Raw genomic sequence first — 18,195 nt, 5'->3', positions numbered from 1 at the left:
CCGACCCGGCGGTTAACCAGTGGCGTCGTCCCGGCGCCTGCTCCTACCCTGGCCGGTGGCCCCCTCCGTCCGATTGATCGTGCAGGCTCACCGTGATCGAAGTCGCCCATCTGACGTACGTCCTGCCGGACGGCAGGCCGCTGCTCGACGACGTGTCGTTCCGCGTGGGGGAGGGCGTCAAGGCGGCCCTCGTCGGACCGAACGGCGCGGGCAAGACCACGCTGCTCCGCCTGGTCGCCGGCGACCTCCAGCCGGTCGAGGGCTCCCTGAACCACGCGGGCGGGCTCGGCGTGATGCGCCAGTTCATCGGCAGCCTCCGCGGCGGCGACGGCGGCCCTGGCCGCGACGGCCGCGACAGCCGCACGGTCCAGGACCTGCTGCTGAGCGTCGCGCCGGTACGGGTGCGCGAGGCGGCCGCCCGGCTGCACGAGGCCGAGCTCGTCATGATGGAGCGGGACGACGAGAAGACCCAGATGCGGTACGCCCAGGCCATCACCGACTACACGGACGCCGGGGGCTACGACATCGAGGTGCTCTGGGACACCTGCACCATGGCCGCGCTCGGGGCGCCGTACGACAACGTGAAGTACCGGGACGTCGCCACACTGTCGGGCGGCGAGCAGAAGCGGCTGGTGCTGGAGGCCCTGCTGCGCGGCCCCGACCAGGTGCTCCTGCTCGACGAGCCCGACAACTACCTCGACGTGCCGGGCAAGGTCTGGCTGGAGAACGCGCTCCGGGAGACGCCCAAGACCGTCCTGCTGGTCTCCCACGACCGGCAGCTGCTGGCCAACGCGGCCGACCGGATCGTGACTGTCGAGGCCGGCAACGTGTGGGTCCACGGCGGCGGCTTCGGCACCTACGCCCAGGCGCGCAGGGAGCGCAACGAGCGGCTCGACGAGCTGCGCCGCCGGTGGGACGAGGAGCACGCCAAGCTCAGGCGGCTGGTGGTCATGCTCAAGCAGAAGGCGACGTACAACGACGGGATGGCCCCCGCCTACCACGCCGCGCAGACGCGGCTGCGCAGGTTCGAGGAGGCCGGCCCGCCGGAGGTCGCGCCGAAGGACCAGCTCATCAGCATGCGCCTGCGCGGCGGCCGGACCGGCAAGCGGGCCGTGATCTGCGAGGGCCTCGAGCTGACCGGGCTGATGAAGCCCTTCGACCTGGAGATCTGGTACGGCGAGCGGGTCGCGGTGCTCGGCTCGAACGGGTCGGGCAAGTCCCACTTCCTGCGGCTCGTCGCCGGGGAGGACGTCGCCCACACGGGCGTCGCCCGCCTGGGTGCCCGGGTGGTCCCGGGGCACTTCGCCCAGACCCACGCCCGTCCCGAGCTGGCCGGGCGCACGCCCTGCGAGATCGTCATGACCGAGCACGCGCGGCTCAAGAACGAGGCGATGAAGGCCCTCGCCCGCTACGAGCTGGCCGGGCGAACGGCCGAGCAGCGGTTCGAGACGCTGTCGGGCGGCCAGCAGGCGCGGCTGCAGATCCTGCTGCTGGAGCTGTCCGGCGCCACGCTGCTGCTGCTCGACGAGCCGACCGACAACCTCGACCTGGCCAGCGCCGAGGCGCTGCAGGAGGGTCTCGACGCGTTCGACGGGACCGTGCTGGCCGTGACCCACGACCGCTGGTTCGCCGCCGACTTCGACCGCTACCTCGTCTTCGGCTCCGACGGGCGGGTGTACGAGGCGCCCGAGCCGGTCTGGGATGAGACCCGGGTCGTCCGGCAACGATGAGTGGATAAATAACTGTAAAAGCGGTAAATGACGAAAATCGCGTCTCCAGGGATACGCGATGGAGGCCGGTAAAGATACCGTACGGCCTGCGCGTGTCCCCGGGGTCGCCGTCCCATTCAGGGGTTATGACGGCTAAGTGACGCGACGTTGCCGAATGACGATCGCACTCGCCGCCATCGCCGTCGCGATGGCCGGGTGCGCGAGGGAAGACACTTCGCCGGACCTCCGGCCGCTCGCCGTCGAGGAGCAGGCCTCCTCGATCTCGCAGTCGGGCGCCGGCTACGTGGTGAGCTGGGCCGGGCTGCTGGCCAACCCGAACCGCTGGCACTTCGGGGAGAACGCGAGCGCCGTGATCAGTGCCGTGGACGCCGCCGGCAAGGAGGTCGTCCACATGGAGCAGCCGCTCGACGCGGTGCCGCCGGGCCGCACGCTGCCCTTCAGCGGTCAGGTGGTGGCCACCGGGAAGCCGGTCCGGGTGACCATCCGCTACCGGCCGGCCTCGTGGCGGCCGACCCCGCGCATCCCTTCGGCGTTCCTGGCCTTCCCGGTGTCGGACATCCTCACCGAGAAGGTATCTAACGGCTCCTACCTGGTCACCGGTTACGTCACCGACCCCTTCGCCAAGGCGGCCCCGAGCCTGTCGGTGACCGCCCTGCTGCGCGACGCGGCCGGCAAACTCCTCGGGGGCGCCACCTCGTACGTGGACCGGGTCGCCCCCGGCGCACGGCGCCGGTTCGTCATCACCGTGGACGGCCTGAACGGCGCCAAGGTGGCCAGGACCGACATCACGGCCGGCACGTGGGGCGCGACGGCCAAGCCGTACGTGGACCTCGTGCGCGGCGGCGCCGCCCCGCTCCACACGGTCATGCCGAGTACCGAGCCGTTCGAGAAGGACCGCGGGTACCAGCCGATGGCCGACCGCCGGCAGTGAGCGGGCCGGACGCGCCGGGAGGCGATGCCGGGTCGCCGGCCTCCGGCGGCGCCGCGGGAGCGCGACAGGGCGACGCGCGGCCGGCGGGACGCGATGCGGCGGCGCCGGCCGCAGGCGGCCCGGGGAAGCCTCACGGAAGGGGGCGCGCGGCGGGAGGCGGCGCGGAGGCCGCCGCCCCGCTGCCGGGGGGCGTGCCGGCGCCCGGTTACCGTAGCGGGATGACGACCGCGCGGATCGTGCTCTTCGGAGCCACCGGGTTCACCGGCAGGCTCACCGCCGAGGCCCTGGTCAGGCGCGGAGCACGCCCGCTCCTCGCCGGACGCGACCAGGGCCGGCTGGACGCTCTGGCCGCCTCCCTGGGCACGGACCCGCCGACGGCCGTCGCCGACGTGAGCCGTCCCGAGTCGGTGCGCAGGCTCGTCGAGCCGGGCGACGTGCTGATCTCGACGGTCGGCCCGTTCCTGCGCTGGGGTGAGGCGGCCGTCACCGGCGCCATCGACGCCGGAGCCGTCTACCTCGACAGCACCGGGGAGCCGCCGTTCATCAAGCGGGTCTTCCAGCGGTACGGCCCGGCGGCGGCGGCCCGGGGCGCGGCCCTGCTGACCGCCTTCGGGTACGACTACGTGCCCGGCAACCTCGCCGCCGCCCTGGCCCTGGACAAGGCCGGGACCGAGGCCGTCCGGGTCGACGTGGGGTACTTCGTGAGCGGTGACATGGCCCGCCGGGCCAGCGCCGGCACCCGCGCCTCCGCGCTCGGCATGATCCTCGAACCCATGCACGGCTTCCGGGAGGGCCGGATCGTCCGCGAGGAGGGGCGCACCCGGGTCTTCCAGGTGGGCGGCCGGCGGCGGCACGGCCTGGCCGTGGGGGCGTCGGAGCACTTCACGCTGCCGCCCGCCCGTCCCGGGCTGCGCGAGGTCAACGTGTACCTCGGCTGGCTCGGCGCCCTGACCAGACCGGCCGGTCTGCTGGCCCGGGCGACCCCGTTCGTCGCCGCGATCCCCGGCGTGCGCCGCGCGACCGAGGCGCTGGCCGACCGGGTGCTGCGGGCGGGGGGAACGCCGGCCGCCGCCGCCCCGGATGTCTCGTCCCAGATCGTCGCCGAGGCGTACGACGGGCGCGGGCGGCTGCTGGCCGCGGTGGAGCTGGACGGCGGCGACCCGTACGACTTCACGGCCGAGGTCCTGGCCTGGGCGGCCGTCACCGCGCTGGAGGACGGCGTGCGGGGGACGGGAGCCCTCGGGCCGGTGGACGCCTTCGGCCTCGACGCGCTGACCCAGGGTTGCGCGGAGGCGGGGCTCAACGAAGCGGCCTGATCGGAAAAATCCCTTTCGCCGGGCTAATTCTCTGGATTTTCCACCAAAGCGGCAAAACGTAAATGCTGTCGATGTAGTCACGCGACTTCGCGAGAATCGGTAGAGCGGGCAGTTACTGAGCCTTTACGCTCAGTTATATGAATGATGGCGTCCTGGTCGAGGCATTGCGTGCTCGCGATCCGGGAGCTCTGGCCGCCCTTTATGACACTTATGCCGAGAACATCTACCGCTACTGCCGATCGCTGCTGTCCGGTCCCGACGGCGCTCAGGTCGCGCTGCGCGACACGCTGATCGCGGCCGAGGCCCTCGTCGGGTCGCTGACCGTCCCCGCCGCGTTCCGCCCCTGGCTGTACGCCCTCGCGCGGGGCGAGTGCATGCGCCGGCGCACCCCCGGCGAGGAGGAGCGGACGCGGTCCCTTCCCTCCCCCGCCCCCGCCACCCTGCCCTTCGCGAGCCCCGCGGCGGACGGAGCCGACGCCGACCTGCGACTGGTCGCCGCGAGCGCGGTGGGGAGCCTGTCGTACCGCGACCGCGAGATCCTCGAGCTGACCGCCAGGCACGGCATGTCGCCGGCCGACCTGGCCGCCGTGTTCGGCGGGGGCCAACGCCATGCTGAGGCCCTGCTGGACGCGGCGACCGACCGCCTGCGCGACGCCGTCACCGCCGAGGTCCTCGCCCGCAGGTCCTCCCGCGACTGCGAGCGGGCCGGCGCGCTGCTCGCCGGCTCCACCGGTGAGCTGACCTCCGAGACGCGCGCCCACCTCGTGAGGCACCTGTCCCGGTGCGAGACCTGCTCGCGCCATCGCCTGCGGCAGATCTCCCCGGCCAAGGTCTTCGGACTGCTGCCCCTGGTCTCCCTCCCGGACACGCTGCGCGTGCGGGTGCTCAGCTCGTTCATCGATCCGGAGCTCGTGCCGTACCGGCGGTACGTCGCGCGGCGGGTGGGCCGGCTCGACCCCTCCGGCTTCCCCGTCGTGGGGACGCGCCGCGAGGGCCGGCTGGCGCAGGCGCTGGCCGGAGCCGTGGCCACCGTCGCCGCGGTGGCGGCGATCGCGCTGGTGTTCGCCCAGTTCGCCGATACGCCGAAGGAGTGGGCGGCCGAGATCGGGGCGCGGCGCCCGGCGCCCGCCGGCACGATCCCGGCTCCCTCGACGTCCGGCACGACGTCCGGCTCGGCGACGCCCGAGGACACGCCGGCCACGGCCGTGCCGAGCGTCGTCCGGTCGCCGCTCCCTCCACTCTCCCGCGACCTGGTGGAGCCGGTCGTCCCGGTCATGCCCGCCGGCCCCCAGCCCTTGCCGCATCCGATGCCCCAGCCCTCGCCGACGCAGCGGCCGGCGGTCCCCCCGCCGCCGCCGCGGCCGCCCACGGGCGTGCCGTCGAGCCCGGTGCCCGGCGGGCCGTCCGGTCCGTCGCCCACGCCGTCCCCCACCGTGCCCACGGCCGACCCCACCGGCCCGACTCCGACCGTGAGCCCGACGGACTCCGGCCCCGAGGGCGGTCCGCCGCCCGCCCACTGGCACGAACGCAACCCGCGGCCCTGGCGGCGGGGCGGGGAGTTGCCGGGCCGCGACCACCAGCACCATCCGGGCTCCGGGCACGACTGCCCCGAGACCCCGGGCGGGTCTCCCACGCAGACGCCCACCACGAGTCCCGCGACCACGCCGTCGGCGAACGCTTCTCAGGAGGCGTCGCGCGACCCGGGCGACCGGCGGGACGGCCGGGGCGGCTACCGCCGCGGCGGCCCGCCCAGAGGCTCGTTCGTCGGCTCGTCGGGTCGTCCGCCCGGGGGTTCGTCCGGGAGTTCGTCCGGCGGCTCGTCCGGGGATTCCTCGCGCGGCTCCGACGACGGCGGCCGCGGCCGGTCCGGCGGTGATCGGCGAGACCACCCGGGCGACGGCTCCCGTGACGGCTCCGGCAACTCCGGCTCCCGCGACCGCTCCAGCTCTCGGGACGGTTCCGGCTCCGGCTCAACCGGCGCATCGGGCAACTCCGGCTCCGGTGCCTCGGGTTCGGGCTCCCGGTACGGCTCCGGTAACCCCGGCTCCCGCGACCGCTCCAGCTCTCGGGACGGCTCCAGTTCGGGTGCCTCGGGTTCGTCTGGTGGTTCGAGCTCAAGGGGCGGCTCTGGTTCCCGGGACGGCTCGGGCTCTCGGGACGGCTCGGACTCTCGGGACGGCGGGGACGGGACGGGAGGCGGCGGAGGCGGGACGCCCGGCGGCGGCGCCGCGACCCCGCCCGCACGGCCGACCCAGCAGGCGTCCGGGCGCCGCAACCGCCGCTTCGCGCCGCCTCGCTGACCGGCGAGGAGTCGGCGGGGAGGGTCCGTCGTCACCGGCTTCCCCGGGGTGACGCCGCCCTCCGAGATCGCGTCCGATCGCGGTCAGTCGCGGTTACAGAACGTGACCGACCCGGGCCTCCCGGGCGGACCAGAAAAGCGCGTCCTACCAGGACGATCTACTGCATATGCCGATTACTGTCCGCGTCTTAGATGTGTACGGAGAGTAGCGGCCGGGAAGTGAGGGGAGTGGAGCAAGGAAGGGGTAGGAATGCCACTCCTCAGAGCATCGGGCCTGGTCGTGGGGCTCGGGTCGGGTCTCGTCCTGACCCTCTGCCCTCCCGCCGGGGCCGATCGGGGGCCTTCCGCGAGTGAGGTCGCGAAGGCACGGCAGCAGGCGGACGACCGCGCCCACGAGCTGGGCAGGGCGGAGGCCGACCTGGCGACGGCCCAGGCCCGCCAGGAGGACCTGGCGGCGGAGGCCGAGCGGCTGGTCGAGGCGTACAACGGCGAGCTGGTGCGGCTCGCGGCGGCGAAACAGAGCTACGACCAGGCCGAGCTCCGGCTCCGGCAGGCCGGCGAGCAGTACGACCGGCTGCGGGACTCTGTCGCGACCGATGCGGCGCAGAGCTACGACGGGCTGGGCGTCGACCCGTCGAGCGCCGCACTGATCGCGGGATGGGGCGACCTCGGCGGGTTCCTGCGAAGAGCCAGCGTGCTCGCGCAACTGGGCGACGAGCAGGAGGCGAAACTCCAGCGACTGCGCGACGCGCAGCGGGTGTACGCGATCCTCAGGACCCAGGCCGAACGGGCCTACGACGAGCAGGTGAACAGCGCCGAGCAGGTCCGGCTGGCCAAGGAGGCCGCGGAGCAGGCCGTACAGGAGCAGACCGGGCGGACCCGCGAGCTCGAGCAGCAGAAGGAGGAGATCTCCCGGCGGCTCGACGCGGCCCGCTCCCAGGTCGACCGGCTGAAACAGGCCAGTAACGAGCAACACCGATCGAGGGTGCGCAAGGAGCGGACGACCCGCGTCCGGTCGGTGGCCCGCCGAAAAGGCGTGGCCGTGCCGTCGTGGGCCGGGAGGGCCGGCGCGGGACGGGGCGGCATGGCGGCCCAATGGGCCCTGAAACAGCTCGGCAAGCCGTACGTCTGGGCCGCGGCCGGCCCCTCGGGATTCGACTGCTCGGGCCTCACGATGCGGGCCTGGCAACGGGCGGGGGTGCCGCTCGACCACTGGACGGGCACCCAGTGGAACGCCGGCAGACACGTCCCGATCAAGAGTCTCCGCACCGGCGACCTCGTCTTCTACGGCCGCGTGAGCCGCAACCCCGGCACGATCCACCACGTGGGCATCTACATCGGCAGAGGTCTGATGGTCCACGCCCCCCAGACGGGGGACGTGGTGCGCATCGCGCCCATCTGGCGCCGCGACCTCATCGGCGCCACCCGGCCGGGCTAGGAGTGGCCGTCCCGTGGACCGTCCACCCGCTCCGGCCGCCCGTACGGCGGCTCCTCGCGGCGGGATCCGCGGAACGTTCCCCGGCTCAGTGTTCCTTCCCCTCCTCGGTCTCCTCGGTCTCCTCGAACCGCTTGATCGACGCCAGGATCTCGGCCTCGGCCTCGGTGCGGCCCACCCAGTTCGCACCCTCGACCGACTTGCCGGGCTCCAGGTCCTTGTAGACCTCGAAGAAGTGCTGGATCTCCAGCCGGTCGAACTCGGCGACGTGGTGGATGTCCCGGATGTGCTCCATGCGGGGGTCGGTCGCGGGGACGCACAGCACCTTGTCGTCGCCGCCCTTCTCGTCGGTCATCCGGAACATCCCGACGGCCCGGCACTTGATCAGGCACCCGGGGAAGGTCGGCTCCTGGAGCAGCACGAGGGCGTCGAGAGGGTCTCCGTCCTCACCGAGCGTGTCCTCGATGAAGCCGTAGTCGGCGGGGTATTGGGTCGAGGTGAAGAGCAGACGGTCCAGTCGGATGCGGCCGGTCTTGTGGTCGACTTCGTACTTGTTCCGTTGTCCCTTGGGAATCTCAACGACAACGTCGAACTCCACTGGTTCCTCCGCTCGAGCCCCCGGTTTCCCGGGCTGGCGTTAATGTCTCGTAAGCGTGATTCCGGTCGGCGCGAAATGAGGGTGACGTGGTGCGACGTGAGCGGTGGGTGGTGGTCGCCACCCTCGCCCTGCTGCAGATCTTCGTCGTCCTCGCGGGCAGCTATGTGATCACGCATGACGCCGCGAGGACGCCGGCCCCGATCGCGTCTCCGGAACCGGCCCCGACCCCCCTGGTGACCGCGGGTCCTGTTCTGGCCGCGGCGGGGGACGGGGCTGTCCCCGCCAAGGGTACTTTGACGAGCCGCCTCGGCGGCGCGATGGGGGACCCCGCGCTGGGCAGGAGCGTCGCCGGGGTCGTGCTCGACGCGCGGACCGGCGCCACCCTCTTCGACGGCCGTTCGTCCCGGCCCGTCACGCCCGCCTCCACCACCAAGATCGTCACCGCGGTGAGCGTGCTGTCCTCCGCGGGCCCCGACGCGAAGCTGTCCACCACAGTCGTGAAGGGCGCCAAGCCCGGCTCGATCGTCCTCGTCGGGGGAGGCGACCCCACCCTGGCCGGGCCGAAGGCCGACCGGGACGACGACGTCTACCCCCGGCCGGCGTCCCTGTCCCAGCTCGCCTACCGCACGGCCAAGGCCCTCAAGGCGTCCGGGATCACCTCGGTCGACCTGTCGTACGACGCCTCGCTGTTCGGCGGCCCGACGACCGGACCCGGCTGGAAGCCCAACTACGTCCCCGAGGGGACCGTGGCCCCGGTGACGGCCCTGACCATGGACGAGGGGCGCGCGCCGACCGGCGGCCGCTTCGCCGACCCGCCGCGGGCGACCGCGGACGCCTTCGCCGGGCTGCTGAGGAGGAACGGCGTGAAGGTCGGCAAGAGCGTCGACGAGGGCAGGGCGCCCGCCGGGGCGGCCGAGGTGGCCCGGGTGGAGTCCCCACCCGTCTACGCGCTGGTCGAACGCATGCTCACGCTCAGCGACAACGACCTCGCCGAGGCCCTCTCCCGTCAGGTGGCGATCAAGGAGGGCCTGCCCCACACGTTCCTCGGCGAGGTGGACGCCGTCCACCGGGTGCTGGGCCGGCTCGGCGTCGACCAGGGCATCGAGGTCAACGACGGCAGCGGCCTGTCGACCAGGAACCGCATCACCCCGGCCGCGCTCGCCCGCCTGCTGGCCGCGGCCGCCTCCCCCGCGCACCCCGCCCTCCACTCCCTGATCAGCGGTCTGCCGGTCGCCGGTTTCACCGGCACCCTGCACGGCCGCTACGGCAAGGGGGGAACGCAGGCCGGCGCCGGATTGGTCCGCGCCAAGACGGGCACGCTGACGGGGGTGAACACCCTGGCCGGCATCGCGTACACGACCGACGGGCGGCTCCTGACCTTCGCGTTCATGGCCGACGAGGTGGCCGACGCGCAGGGGGCGGTGACCGCGCTGGACACCATGGCCACGATCGTCTCCCAGAGCTGACCGGTGCGCTCGCACCGGCCCGGGGCCGCCTCGCGCGGCCGCGCGGAGCGACGAGGGCCGCGATGAACGCGGCCCTCGTCGCTCCGGAAGCCCGTTCCTCGCTTCCTCACTCCTCAGTCCAGACACGGCCGCGCCCCTCGCAACACCGCTCGCGCGGCGCGACCGACGAGAACGTACGGTGGTGGGTATGCAGGTGATCGACTGGGATCTGGCCGTGACGACCGGTGTCCGCCTCGTGCGCCCCGGGCCTCAGGTGAGCCGGGAGGAGGCCAGGCAGGCGGTCGCCGAGCTGAGGCGGCTGTCCCGCGACGCCGAGGGCCACGTGCGGGAGTTCACCCGCATCGACTCCGCGCCGCCCGAGGCCGCGACGGTCGTCGACCGGCCGGGGTGGATCCGGGCCAACGTGGACGGCTTCCGGGTCGTGCTCGAACCGCTGACCGACAAGATGTCGAACATGCCGGCGATCGTCGGGGCCGTGGGCTCCCGCATCACCGGCCTCGAGGTGGGCGCCGTGCTGGCCTTCCTCGCCTCCCGGGTGCTGGGGCAGTACGAGCTGTTCCTGCCGCCCGACCCGTCCGGCGCCGCCCCCACGGGCCGCCTGACCCTGGTCGCGCCCAACATCGTCCACGCCGAGCGCGAGCTGGGCGTCGACCCCCGCGACTTCCGGCTGTGGGTGTGCCTGCACGAGGAGACCCACCGGGTGCAGTTCACCGGGGTCCCCTGGCTGCGGGAGTACGTGCGCGGCCAGATGACCGAGTTCCTCCTCGCCTCCGAGATGGACCTCACGACCCTCCTGGAGCGGCTGCGCGCCGCCTCCGACGCGGTCGCCGACGCCTTCAAGGGCGGCGAGGGCAACCTCATCGAGGCCATCCAGACCCCCGAGCAGAAGGCCGTCCTCGACCGGGTCACCGCCGTGATGACGCTGGTCGAGGGCCACGGCGACTACGTGATGGACGCGGTCGGACCGTCCGTCGTCCCGTCGGTCGCCGAGATCCGGGCCAAGTTCCAGCGCCGGCGCGAGGGCGGGTCGCGGATCGACCAGCTCGTCCGGCGCCTGCTCGGCATCGAGCTCAAGATGAAGCAGTACGCCGAGGGCTCCCGGTTCGTCCGCACCGTCGTGGACGAGGCCGGCATGGAGTCGTTCAACCGCGTCTGGACCTCCCCCGAGACCCTCCCCGACCGGCAGGAGATCGCCGAGCCCCGCCTCTGGATGTCCCGGGTGCTCGCGGCCTCCTGACCGGCGTCCCCGTCCCGGGCCGGGGCGGCCACAATGGCTGCATGGGCCCGCATCCCGCCGTAGCCGACGTCCGCCGCGCCGTACGGCTGTCGCTCGCGGACGTGCCGTCCGGGGCGCTCGTGCTCGCGGCGTGCAGCGGCGGCGCCGACTCGCTCGCGCTCGCGGCGGCCCTGGGGTTCTCCGCCCCCCGGCTCGGCCTGCGGGCCGGGCTGCTCACGGTCGACCACGGCCTCCAGGAGGGCTCGGCCGGGCGCGCCGCCGACCTCGTACGGCTCGCGCCCACGCTGGGCCTGGACCCCGCCGAGGCCCTCACCGTCGCGGTGGGCCGCGCGGGCGGCCCCGAGGCGGCGGCCCGCGACGCCCGCTACGCCGCGCTGTCCGCGGCCGCAGGACGGCTCGGGGCGGCCGCCGTCCTGCTCGGCCACACGCTCGACGACCAGGCGGAGACCGTGCTGCTGCGGCTGGCCAGGGGCAGCGGAACCCGGTCCCTGTCGGGCATGGCGGACGTCAGCGGGCTCTACCGGCGTCCCCTGCTGAGCCTGACCCGCTCGCGCACCCGGGAGGCGTGCGAGGCCCTCGGCCTGAAGCCCTGGGACGACCCCCACAACGACGACCCGGCGTACGGCAGGGTCCGGGTCAGGCGCGACCTGCTCCCGGCGCTGTCGGCCGCGCTGGGGCCCGGCGTCCCCGAGGCCCTCGCCCGTACGGCGCGGCTGTGCCGGGACGACGCGGACGCCCTCGACCAGTGGGCCGGCGAGGTCCACGACCGGGCGCGGGGCCCGGGCGGAGAGCTGTCGGTGAGCGTCCTGGCGGCCGTGCCGGGCGCGGTGCGGCGCCGGGTGATCCAGCGGGCGGCGGTGGAGGCGGGGGCGCCGGCGTCGGCGCTCGCCGCCGTGCACATCGAGGAGGCCGAGCGGCTGGTCACGGCCTGGCACGGGCAGAAGTCCGCAGGGCTCCCCGGGGGGGTAAGTGTGGTCAGACGCTGTGGCACCCTGATATTCGCCGTCGACAACGTCTCACTCTCGTAAGGAAAACCCCAGGTGGATGCCGCCGACATGGGCAGGGACCTCGCCAGCGTCCTCATCCCGGAAGAAGAGCTCCAGGCGAAGATCAAGGAGCTCGCCGGCCAGATCGACGCCGACTACGCGGGGGAGGAGCTCCTGATCGTGGGGGTCCTCAAGGGCGCCGTCATGGTCATGGCCGATCTCGCCCGCGCGTTGCACGTCCCGGTCCAGATGGACTGGATGGCCGTGTCGTCCTACGGCGCGGGCACCAAGTCGTCCGGCGTCGTGCGGGTCCTCAAGGACCTCGACACCGACATCGAGGGCCGCCACGTCCTCGTCGTGGAGGACATCATCGACTCGGGCCTGACCCTGTCGTGGCTCATGAACAACCTGAAGTCGCGCAACCCGGCCAGCGTCGAGATCTGCACCCTGCTGCGCAAGCCCGACGCCGTGAAGGTCCCGATCGACGTCCGGTACGTCGGTTTCGACATCCCGAACGAGTTCGTCATCGGGTTCGGCCTCGATTACGCCGAGCAGTACCGCAACCTGCCGTTCATCGGAACCCTCGCCCCCCACGTGTACGGCGGGGAGTAAGCCCTGAGCGAAGTGTCCCGGCAATCGTGCGTTATTCGCTCCCAGGTCCGGGAACACGGCATTGCCTGACGTACGTTGGAAGGGCAAAGCCGGAGACGCCCGGGAAGTTACCCGACGCGGTCGCCGGGTGTACCTTCGGATATCCGTGTGGTGCCTCACGGTTACCTACGGGTAGACAGAAGGAGCGGTAAGGGATGCCGCGTCCCCGGGGTTTCCCGGGGTAGGCCTTGGTCAGGAAGGGACGGGCCCGCCGGGGTTCCGCAACGGATGGATCTCAAGCGATTTACACGTGGCCCACTGCTGTGGATCCTGGGCATCGTCGTGCTTCTCCTGCTCGTCACCACGATGTTCGGCGGCGACGGAAACTACACCACCGCCGACACCTCCACGGTCGTCCAGCAGATTCAGCAGCACAACGTCAAGAACGCCACCGTGGTCGACAAGGACCAGCGGATCGAGCTCACGCTGAAGAGCCCGATCGACGTGGCGGGCAAGTCCACCGACCGGATCCAGGCCCCCTGGGTCGAGGGTCAGGGCGTCCAGCTCACGCAGGCCCTGGCGTCCGCGCAGCCGGACAAGGGCTGGACCGTCGAGGTGCCCAAGGAGAACTTCCTGGTCAGCCTCCTGGTGAGCTTCCTGCCGATCATCATCATCGTCCTCATCTTCCTGTTCATCATGAACCAGATGCAGGGCGGCGGCTCGCGCGTCATGAACTTCGGCAAGTCGCGGGCCAAGCTGATCACCAAGGACACCCCCAAGACGACGTTCGCCGACGTGGCGGGCGCCGACGAGGCCATCGAGGAGCTCCAGGAGATCAAGGAGTTCCTGCAGGCCCCGGCCAAGTTCCAGGCCATCGGCGCCAAGATCCCCAAGGGCGTCCTCCTGTACGGCCCGCCCGGAACCGGTAAGACGCTGCTCGCCCGGGCGGTCGCCGGCGAGGCCGGCGTGCCGTTCTACTCGATCTCCGGTTCCGACTTCGTCGAGATGTTCGTCGGCGTCGGCGCCTCCCGCGTGCGCGACCTGTTCGAGCAGGCGAAGGCCAACGCCCCCGCGATCATCTTCATCGACGAGATCGACGCCGTCGGCCGGCACCGCGGCGCGGGCCTCGGCGGCGGCCACGACGAGCGCGAGCAGACGCTCAACCAGCTCCTCGTCGAGATGGACGGCTTCGACGTCAAGGGCGGCGTGATCCTCATCGCCGCGACCAACCGGCCCGACATCCTCGACCCGGCCCTGCTGCGTCCCGGCCGCTTCGACCGTCAGGTCGTCATCGACCGGCCCGACCTGGAGGGCCGCAAGGGCATCCTGCGCGTCCACGGCCGCGGCAAGCCGTTCGCGCCGGACGTCGACCTCGACGTCATCGCGCGGCGGACGCCCGGCTTCACCGGCGCCGACCTGGCCAACGTGATCAACGAGGCGGCTCTGCTGACCGCCCGCCAGGACCAGAAGCTCATCACGATGTCGACCCTCGAGGAGTCGATCGACCGCGTGATGGCCGGTCCTGAGCGCAAGTCCCGGGTCATGTCGGACCAGGAGAAGAAGATCATCGCTTACCACGAGGGCGGCCACGCCCTGGTGGCGCACGCGCTCCCCAACTCCGACCCGGTCCACAAGATCACGATCCTGTCCCGCGGCCGCGCCCTCGGTTACACGATGACGCTGCCGATGGAGGACAAGTTCCTCGCGACCAGGTCCGAGATGATGGACCAGCTGGCCATGCTGCTCGGCGGCCGCACGGCGGAGGAGCTCGTCTTCCACGAGCCCACCACCGGCGCGTCCAACGACATCGAGAAGGCCACCTCCATCGCCCGCCGCATGGTCACCGAGTACGGCATGAGCGAGCGGCTCGGCGCCCGCAAGTTCGGCAGCGGCAACGGCGAGGTCTTCCTCGGCCGTGAGATGGGCCACGAGCGCGACTACTCCGAGCAGATCGCCTCGGCGATCGACGAGGAGGTCCGCCGCCTCATCGAGAGCGCGCACGACCAGGCGTGGGAGGTCCTCGTCCAGTACCGCGACGTCCTGGACAACCTGGTCCTGGAGCTCATGGAGAAGGAGACGCTCTCCCGGGAGCAGGTCCTGGAGATCTTCTCGCCGGTCGTCCCCAAGGAGAAGCGGCCCTCCTACGCCGGTTACGGCAAGCGGCTCCCGTCCGACCGTCCTCCGGTGATCACGCCGAAGGAGCGGGCGAACGGCAACGGCTCGGCGCTGCCCGCCGGCAACGGCCCGGCGCCGTGGCTCGGCGACCAGGCGACGACCCAGCGGGACGAGGCCTGACCGTGGCCGAGCCGCACCCCGGGTTCGACCACGGGCGGATCGAGAAGGCCATCCGCGAGATCCTGTTCGCGATCGGGGAGGACCCCGATCGCGACGGGCTCCGGGACACCCCGGCGCGGGTGGCCCGCGCGTTCGCGGAGCAGTTCGCCGGGCTGGGACAGCGTCCGGAGGACGCGCTCACCACGATGTTCGATGCCGACCACGACGAGATGGTGCTGGTGAAGGACATCGAGGTGATGTCGACCTGCGAGCATCACCTGCTGCCGTTCCACGGCGTGGCCCACATCGGCTACACGCCGAACGAGAAGGGGCAGATCACCGGCCTGTCCAAGCTGGCCAGGCTGGTGGACGTCTACGCTCGCCGCCCACAGGTGCAGGAGCGGATGACCTCGCAGATCGCCGACGGCCTCATGCGGGTCCTGGAGCCGCGCGGCGTGATCGTCGTCATCGAGGCCGAGCACATGTGCATGACGATGCGGGGCGTGCGCAAGCCGGGCGCGAAGACGATCACCTCGGCCGTCCGCGGCGACTTCCGGTCGAGCGAGGCGACCCGCGCCGAGGCCATGTCCCTCATCCTCCGCGGCTGAGCCCGAGGGTCCCGCCGGTGTCCCGGCGGGATCTTCCGGCTGCCTGCGTGCGCCGCGAGCGGCCCCCACCGCGCTTCGCGCGCCGCCGCCGGGGACGCCGTCGATTCGTTACGGGCCGGGCGGACCCGCCGGACCGATGGCGACCGGCGAACCCCTAGGCTGGACTGCGAGCGATCGAGTGAAGCGAGTGAGCCGATAGAGACTGTGACCGCCGTCATCCGCCCACGTGCCCCGCGCGAGGAGGGGGAATGACGACACGGAGCGTGCCCGGTATGCCCGAGCCGGGGCGCTGCCTGGTCATGGGCGTGGTCAACGTCACGCCCGACTCGTTCTCGGACGGCGGCCACTGGTTCGACCCGGACGTCGCGATCCGGCACGGCCTCGACCTGGTGGCCGAGGGCGCCGACATCGTCGACGTCGGCGGCGAGTCCACCCGTCCGGGAGCCGCCCGCGTCCCGCTCGACGAGGAACTGCGCCGCGTCGAGCCGGTGATCCGCGCGCTGTCCCAGGAGGGCGTCACGGTCAGCGTCGACACGATGCGGGCCGAGGTCGCCGAGGCGGCGGTGGCGGCGGGCGCCCGGCTGGTGAACGACGTGAGCGGCGGTCTCGCCGACCCCGCCATGCCGCGTGTGGTGGCCGCCTCCGGCGTGCCGTACGTGGTGATGCACTGGCGCGGGCACAGCAGCGACATGGACAGCCGGGCGATCTACAGCGACGTGGTGACCGAGGTGTGCGAGGAGCTGCGCAAACGAGTCGACTCGGTGCTGGCGGAGGGCGTCCGGGAGGACCAGATCGTGCTCGACCCCGGGCTCGGGTTCTCCAAGCACGCCGAGCACAACTGGTCGCTGCTGGCCGGCATCGGCGCGCTCAACCGGCTCGGCCACCCGCTGCTCATCGGGGCGTCGAGGAAGCGGTTCCTCGGGCGCCTGCTGCCGGGCCCGGACGGCAGCCCCCGTCCGTTCGACGGCAGCGACGACGCGACCCTCGCGGTGACCGCGCTCGCGGCGCAGGCGGGCGCCTGGTGCGTGCGGGTGCACAAGGTGGCGCCGAACGCCGACGCCGTGCGTGTCGCCGCCGCCTGGAGGGCAGCCACTGGACGACACACCGACGAAGGCCGGTGAATGACATTGCCGACAGGGACGCCCATGAAGGACATCGAGGAGCTCAACCAGGCGTTCTACAACGCCATCGAGAGCGGCGACCTCGACAAGATGTCGGAGATCTGGATCGAGGACGCAGGCGCCCGCGTGGCCATGTGCGTCCACCCGGGCTGGCCGATGCTGACCGGCCGGTCCGAGGTGCTGCGCTCCTGGGCGCTGATCATGGCGAACACCCCGTACATCCAGTTCGTCCTGACCGACGTGCAGACGACGGTCATCGGCGACGTGGCGGTGCTGACCTGCGCGGAGAACATCCTGACGGCCGCGGACACCGACGAGCCCGGGTTCGCGGCGGGACGGGTCGTGGCCTCGAACACCTACGTCCGGACCCCGAAGGGCTGGCGGCTGTGGCTCTACCACGGCTCGCCCGTCCTCCAGGGGGACGACGAGGAGGACCAGGAGGAGTGACGGTGGGCGTGCGGGCCCGGGTGAGCTGGAGGGAGAGCCGGTGACCGACAGCATCAGGCTGGCGGGGCTGCGGGCGCGGGGGCGGCACGGCTGCCTGCCGGCCGAGCGCGAGCTGGGCCAGGAGTTCGTCGTCGACGCGACACTGTTCCTCGACACGGCTCCGGCGGCGGCCTCCGACGATCTGTCCAAGACGGTGGACTACGGTGCGCTGGCCCAGGAGCTCGTGTCGATCGTCGAGGGCGAGCCGGTCGACCTCATCGAGACGCTCGCCGGGCGGCTGGCCGCCGCCTGCCTCGCCCACGACCTCGTGGAGGAGGCGGAGATCAGCGTGCACAAGCCGGCGGCGCCCATCCCCCTGCCGTTCGGCGACGTGGTGGTGACCATCAGAAGGGGTCGTGCATGAGGGTCGTGCTCGCGCTCGGCAGCAACCTCGGCCGCCGGATCGACTACCTGCAGGGCGCGCTCGACGCCCTGTTCGAGGCTCCGGGGCTGACGTTCGTGGCGGTGTCCCCGGTGTACGAGACCGATCCCGTCGGCGGGCCCGACCAGGGGCCGTACCTGAACGCCGTGGTGATCGGGGAGAGCATGCTCGACCCCCGGACGCTGCTCGACCGGGCCCAGGGCGTGGAGAACGCGTTCGGCCGCGTCCGCGAGGAGCGCTGGGGGGCCCGCACCCTCGACGTCGACCTGATCATGGTCGGCTCGCTCCTGTCGGACGACCCCGAGCTGACGCTGCCGCATCCGCGCGCCCACGAGCGGGCCTTCGTCCTGGTCCCCTGGGCGCAGGCCGACCCGGCGGCGGTGCTGCCCGGGCGCGGGTCGGTGGCGGCCCTGCTGGCCGGCGTCGACCAGAGCGGGGTGCGGCTGCGCGCCGACCTGTCGCTCGTACCCCCTGTGTGACGAGGAGCCCTGTGAAGCCCAGCAACCCCGGTGTGCTCGTCGGCCTCGTCATCGTGTTCGCGCTCCTCACGTGGGGCGTGCTGCAGGAGGCCTATTCGACGCTGCCGACCGTGCCGTGGACCGCGATCCCGACCACGCTGCTGCTGGCGATCGGCGAGGCCTACACGGGCTGGCTGACCCGGGCGCGGATCCTGCGGCGGCCCGGCACGAAACCGGTCGAGCCGCTCGCCGTCGCCCGGCTGGCGGCGCTGGCCAA

Annotated in this window: 17 protein-coding genes; 16 read left to right on the top strand and 1 reads right to left on the bottom strand. The window is 72.6% G+C overall.

The window, feature by feature from the left end; translation table 11 throughout:
* Positions 1-92 precede the first annotated feature (92 nt).
* The 5 genes from MPTA5024_RS14055 (at position 93) to MPTA5024_RS43485 (ending at position 7,714) form a co-directional block, all read left to right on the top strand.
* A complete protein-coding gene (locus MPTA5024_RS14055; RefSeq protein ID WP_036324437.1) occupies positions 93-1,730 on the top strand; it encodes an ABC-F family ATP-binding cassette domain-containing protein in 1,638 nt (545 codons plus the stop codon).
* 154 nt (positions 1,731-1,884) lie between these two features.
* A complete protein-coding gene (locus tag MPTA5024_RS14050; RefSeq protein WP_036324435.1) occupies positions 1,885-2,661 on the top strand; it encodes an FxLYD domain-containing protein in 777 nt (258 codons plus the stop codon).
* A 218-nt stretch (positions 2,662-2,879) separates the two neighbouring features.
* Positions 2,880-3,977, top strand: coding sequence for a saccharopine dehydrogenase family protein (locus tag MPTA5024_RS14045; protein ID WP_036324433.1), 1,098 nt, complete (start codon positions 2,880-2,882; stop codon positions 3,975-3,977).
* 137 nt (positions 3,978-4,114) lie between these two features.
* Positions 4,115-6,277: a sigma-70 family RNA polymerase sigma factor gene (locus MPTA5024_RS14040; RefSeq protein ID WP_157099465.1), complete on the top strand. Its 2,163-nt coding sequence runs from the start codon at positions 4,115-4,117 to the stop codon at positions 6,275-6,277.
* A gap of 249 nt (positions 6,278-6,526) precedes the next feature.
* Positions 6,527-7,714 (top strand): C40 family peptidase, encoded by a 1,188-nt coding sequence (locus MPTA5024_RS43485; RefSeq protein WP_036324432.1) that lies wholly within the window; start codon positions 6,527-6,529, stop codon positions 7,712-7,714.
* Between the two features lie 85 nt (positions 7,715-7,799).
* Here the strand turns inward: MPTA5024_RS43485 and MPTA5024_RS14030 are convergent, their stop codons facing one another.
* Entirely contained in the window at positions 7,800-8,309 is a 510-nt protein-coding gene (locus MPTA5024_RS14030; protein WP_036324430.1) for an inorganic diphosphatase, read from the bottom strand.
* 86 nt (positions 8,310-8,395) lie between these two features.
* On the opposite strand from MPTA5024_RS14030, the gene dacB reads away from it, so the two are divergent.
* From dacB to MPTA5024_RS13975, 11 genes are all read left to right on the top strand, one after another.
* Positions 8,396-9,775, top strand: a complete 1,380-nt coding sequence (gene dacB, locus MPTA5024_RS14025; protein WP_051458153.1) for a D-alanyl-D-alanine carboxypeptidase/D-alanyl-D-alanine endopeptidase — start codon at positions 8,396-8,398, stop codon at positions 9,773-9,775.
* Positions 9,776-9,962: 187 nt separating this feature from the next.
* Positions 9,963-11,012 carry a zinc-dependent metalloprotease gene (locus MPTA5024_RS14020; protein WP_198167147.1) on the top strand — a complete coding sequence of 350 codons (1,050 nt, stop codon included), beginning with the start codon at positions 9,963-9,965 and terminating at the stop codon, positions 11,010-11,012.
* A gap of 41 nt (positions 11,013-11,053) precedes the next feature.
* Positions 11,054-12,040 carry a tRNA lysidine(34) synthetase TilS gene (gene tilS, locus MPTA5024_RS14015; protein ID WP_036324428.1) on the top strand — a complete coding sequence of 329 codons (987 nt, stop codon included), beginning with the start codon at positions 11,054-11,056 and terminating at the stop codon, positions 12,038-12,040.
* Positions 12,041-12,052: 12 nt separating this feature from the next.
* Complete coding sequence (gene hpt, locus MPTA5024_RS14010) at positions 12,053-12,610, top strand: hypoxanthine phosphoribosyltransferase (protein WP_036324426.1); 558 nt, start codon at positions 12,053-12,055, stop codon at positions 12,608-12,610.
* Positions 12,611-12,877: 267 nt separating this feature from the next.
* Positions 12,878-14,884, top strand: coding sequence for an ATP-dependent zinc metalloprotease FtsH (gene ftsH / locus MPTA5024_RS14005; protein WP_036324425.1), 2,007 nt, complete (start codon positions 12,878-12,880; stop codon positions 14,882-14,884).
* Positions 14,842-15,471, top strand: coding sequence for a GTP cyclohydrolase I FolE (gene folE / locus MPTA5024_RS14000; RefSeq protein ID WP_442922047.1), 630 nt, complete (start codon positions 14,842-14,844; stop codon positions 15,469-15,471). Before ftsH ends, folE begins: the two co-directional genes overlap by 43 nt.
* A 248-nt stretch (positions 15,472-15,719) precedes the next feature.
* Positions 15,720-16,592, top strand: coding sequence for a dihydropteroate synthase (gene folP / locus MPTA5024_RS13995; RefSeq protein WP_036324422.1), 873 nt, complete (start codon positions 15,720-15,722; stop codon positions 16,590-16,592).
* 24 nt (positions 16,593-16,616) lie between these two features.
* Entirely contained in the window at positions 16,617-17,039 is a 423-nt protein-coding gene (locus MPTA5024_RS13990) for a nuclear transport factor 2 family protein (protein WP_036324421.1), read from the top strand.
* A 40-nt stretch (positions 17,040-17,079) separates the two neighbouring features.
* Positions 17,080-17,442 carry a dihydroneopterin aldolase gene (folB, locus tag MPTA5024_RS13985; protein ID WP_036324419.1) on the top strand — a complete coding sequence of 121 codons (363 nt, stop codon included), beginning with the start codon at positions 17,080-17,082 and terminating at the stop codon, positions 17,440-17,442.
* Entirely contained in the window at positions 17,439-17,939 is a 501-nt protein-coding gene (gene folK, locus MPTA5024_RS13980; RefSeq protein ID WP_036324418.1) for a 2-amino-4-hydroxy-6-hydroxymethyldihydropteridine diphosphokinase, read from the top strand. The genes folB and folK overlap by 4 nt, the downstream gene beginning before the upstream one ends.
* An 11-nt stretch (positions 17,940-17,950) precedes the next feature.
* A partial coding sequence (locus MPTA5024_RS13975) for a DUF3180 domain-containing protein (protein ID WP_036324417.1) occupies positions 17,951-18,195 on the top strand: 245 nt, incomplete at its 3' end.

It is taken from the genome of Microbispora sp. ATCC PTA-5024 (genome assembly GCF_000511135.2).
Classification (GTDB): Bacteria; Actinomycetota; Actinomycetes; order Streptosporangiales; family Streptosporangiaceae; genus Microbispora; species Microbispora corallina.
The sequence above is the reverse complement of the archived record's forward strand: the minus strand, read 5'-3'. Positions and strand labels throughout refer to the sequence as shown.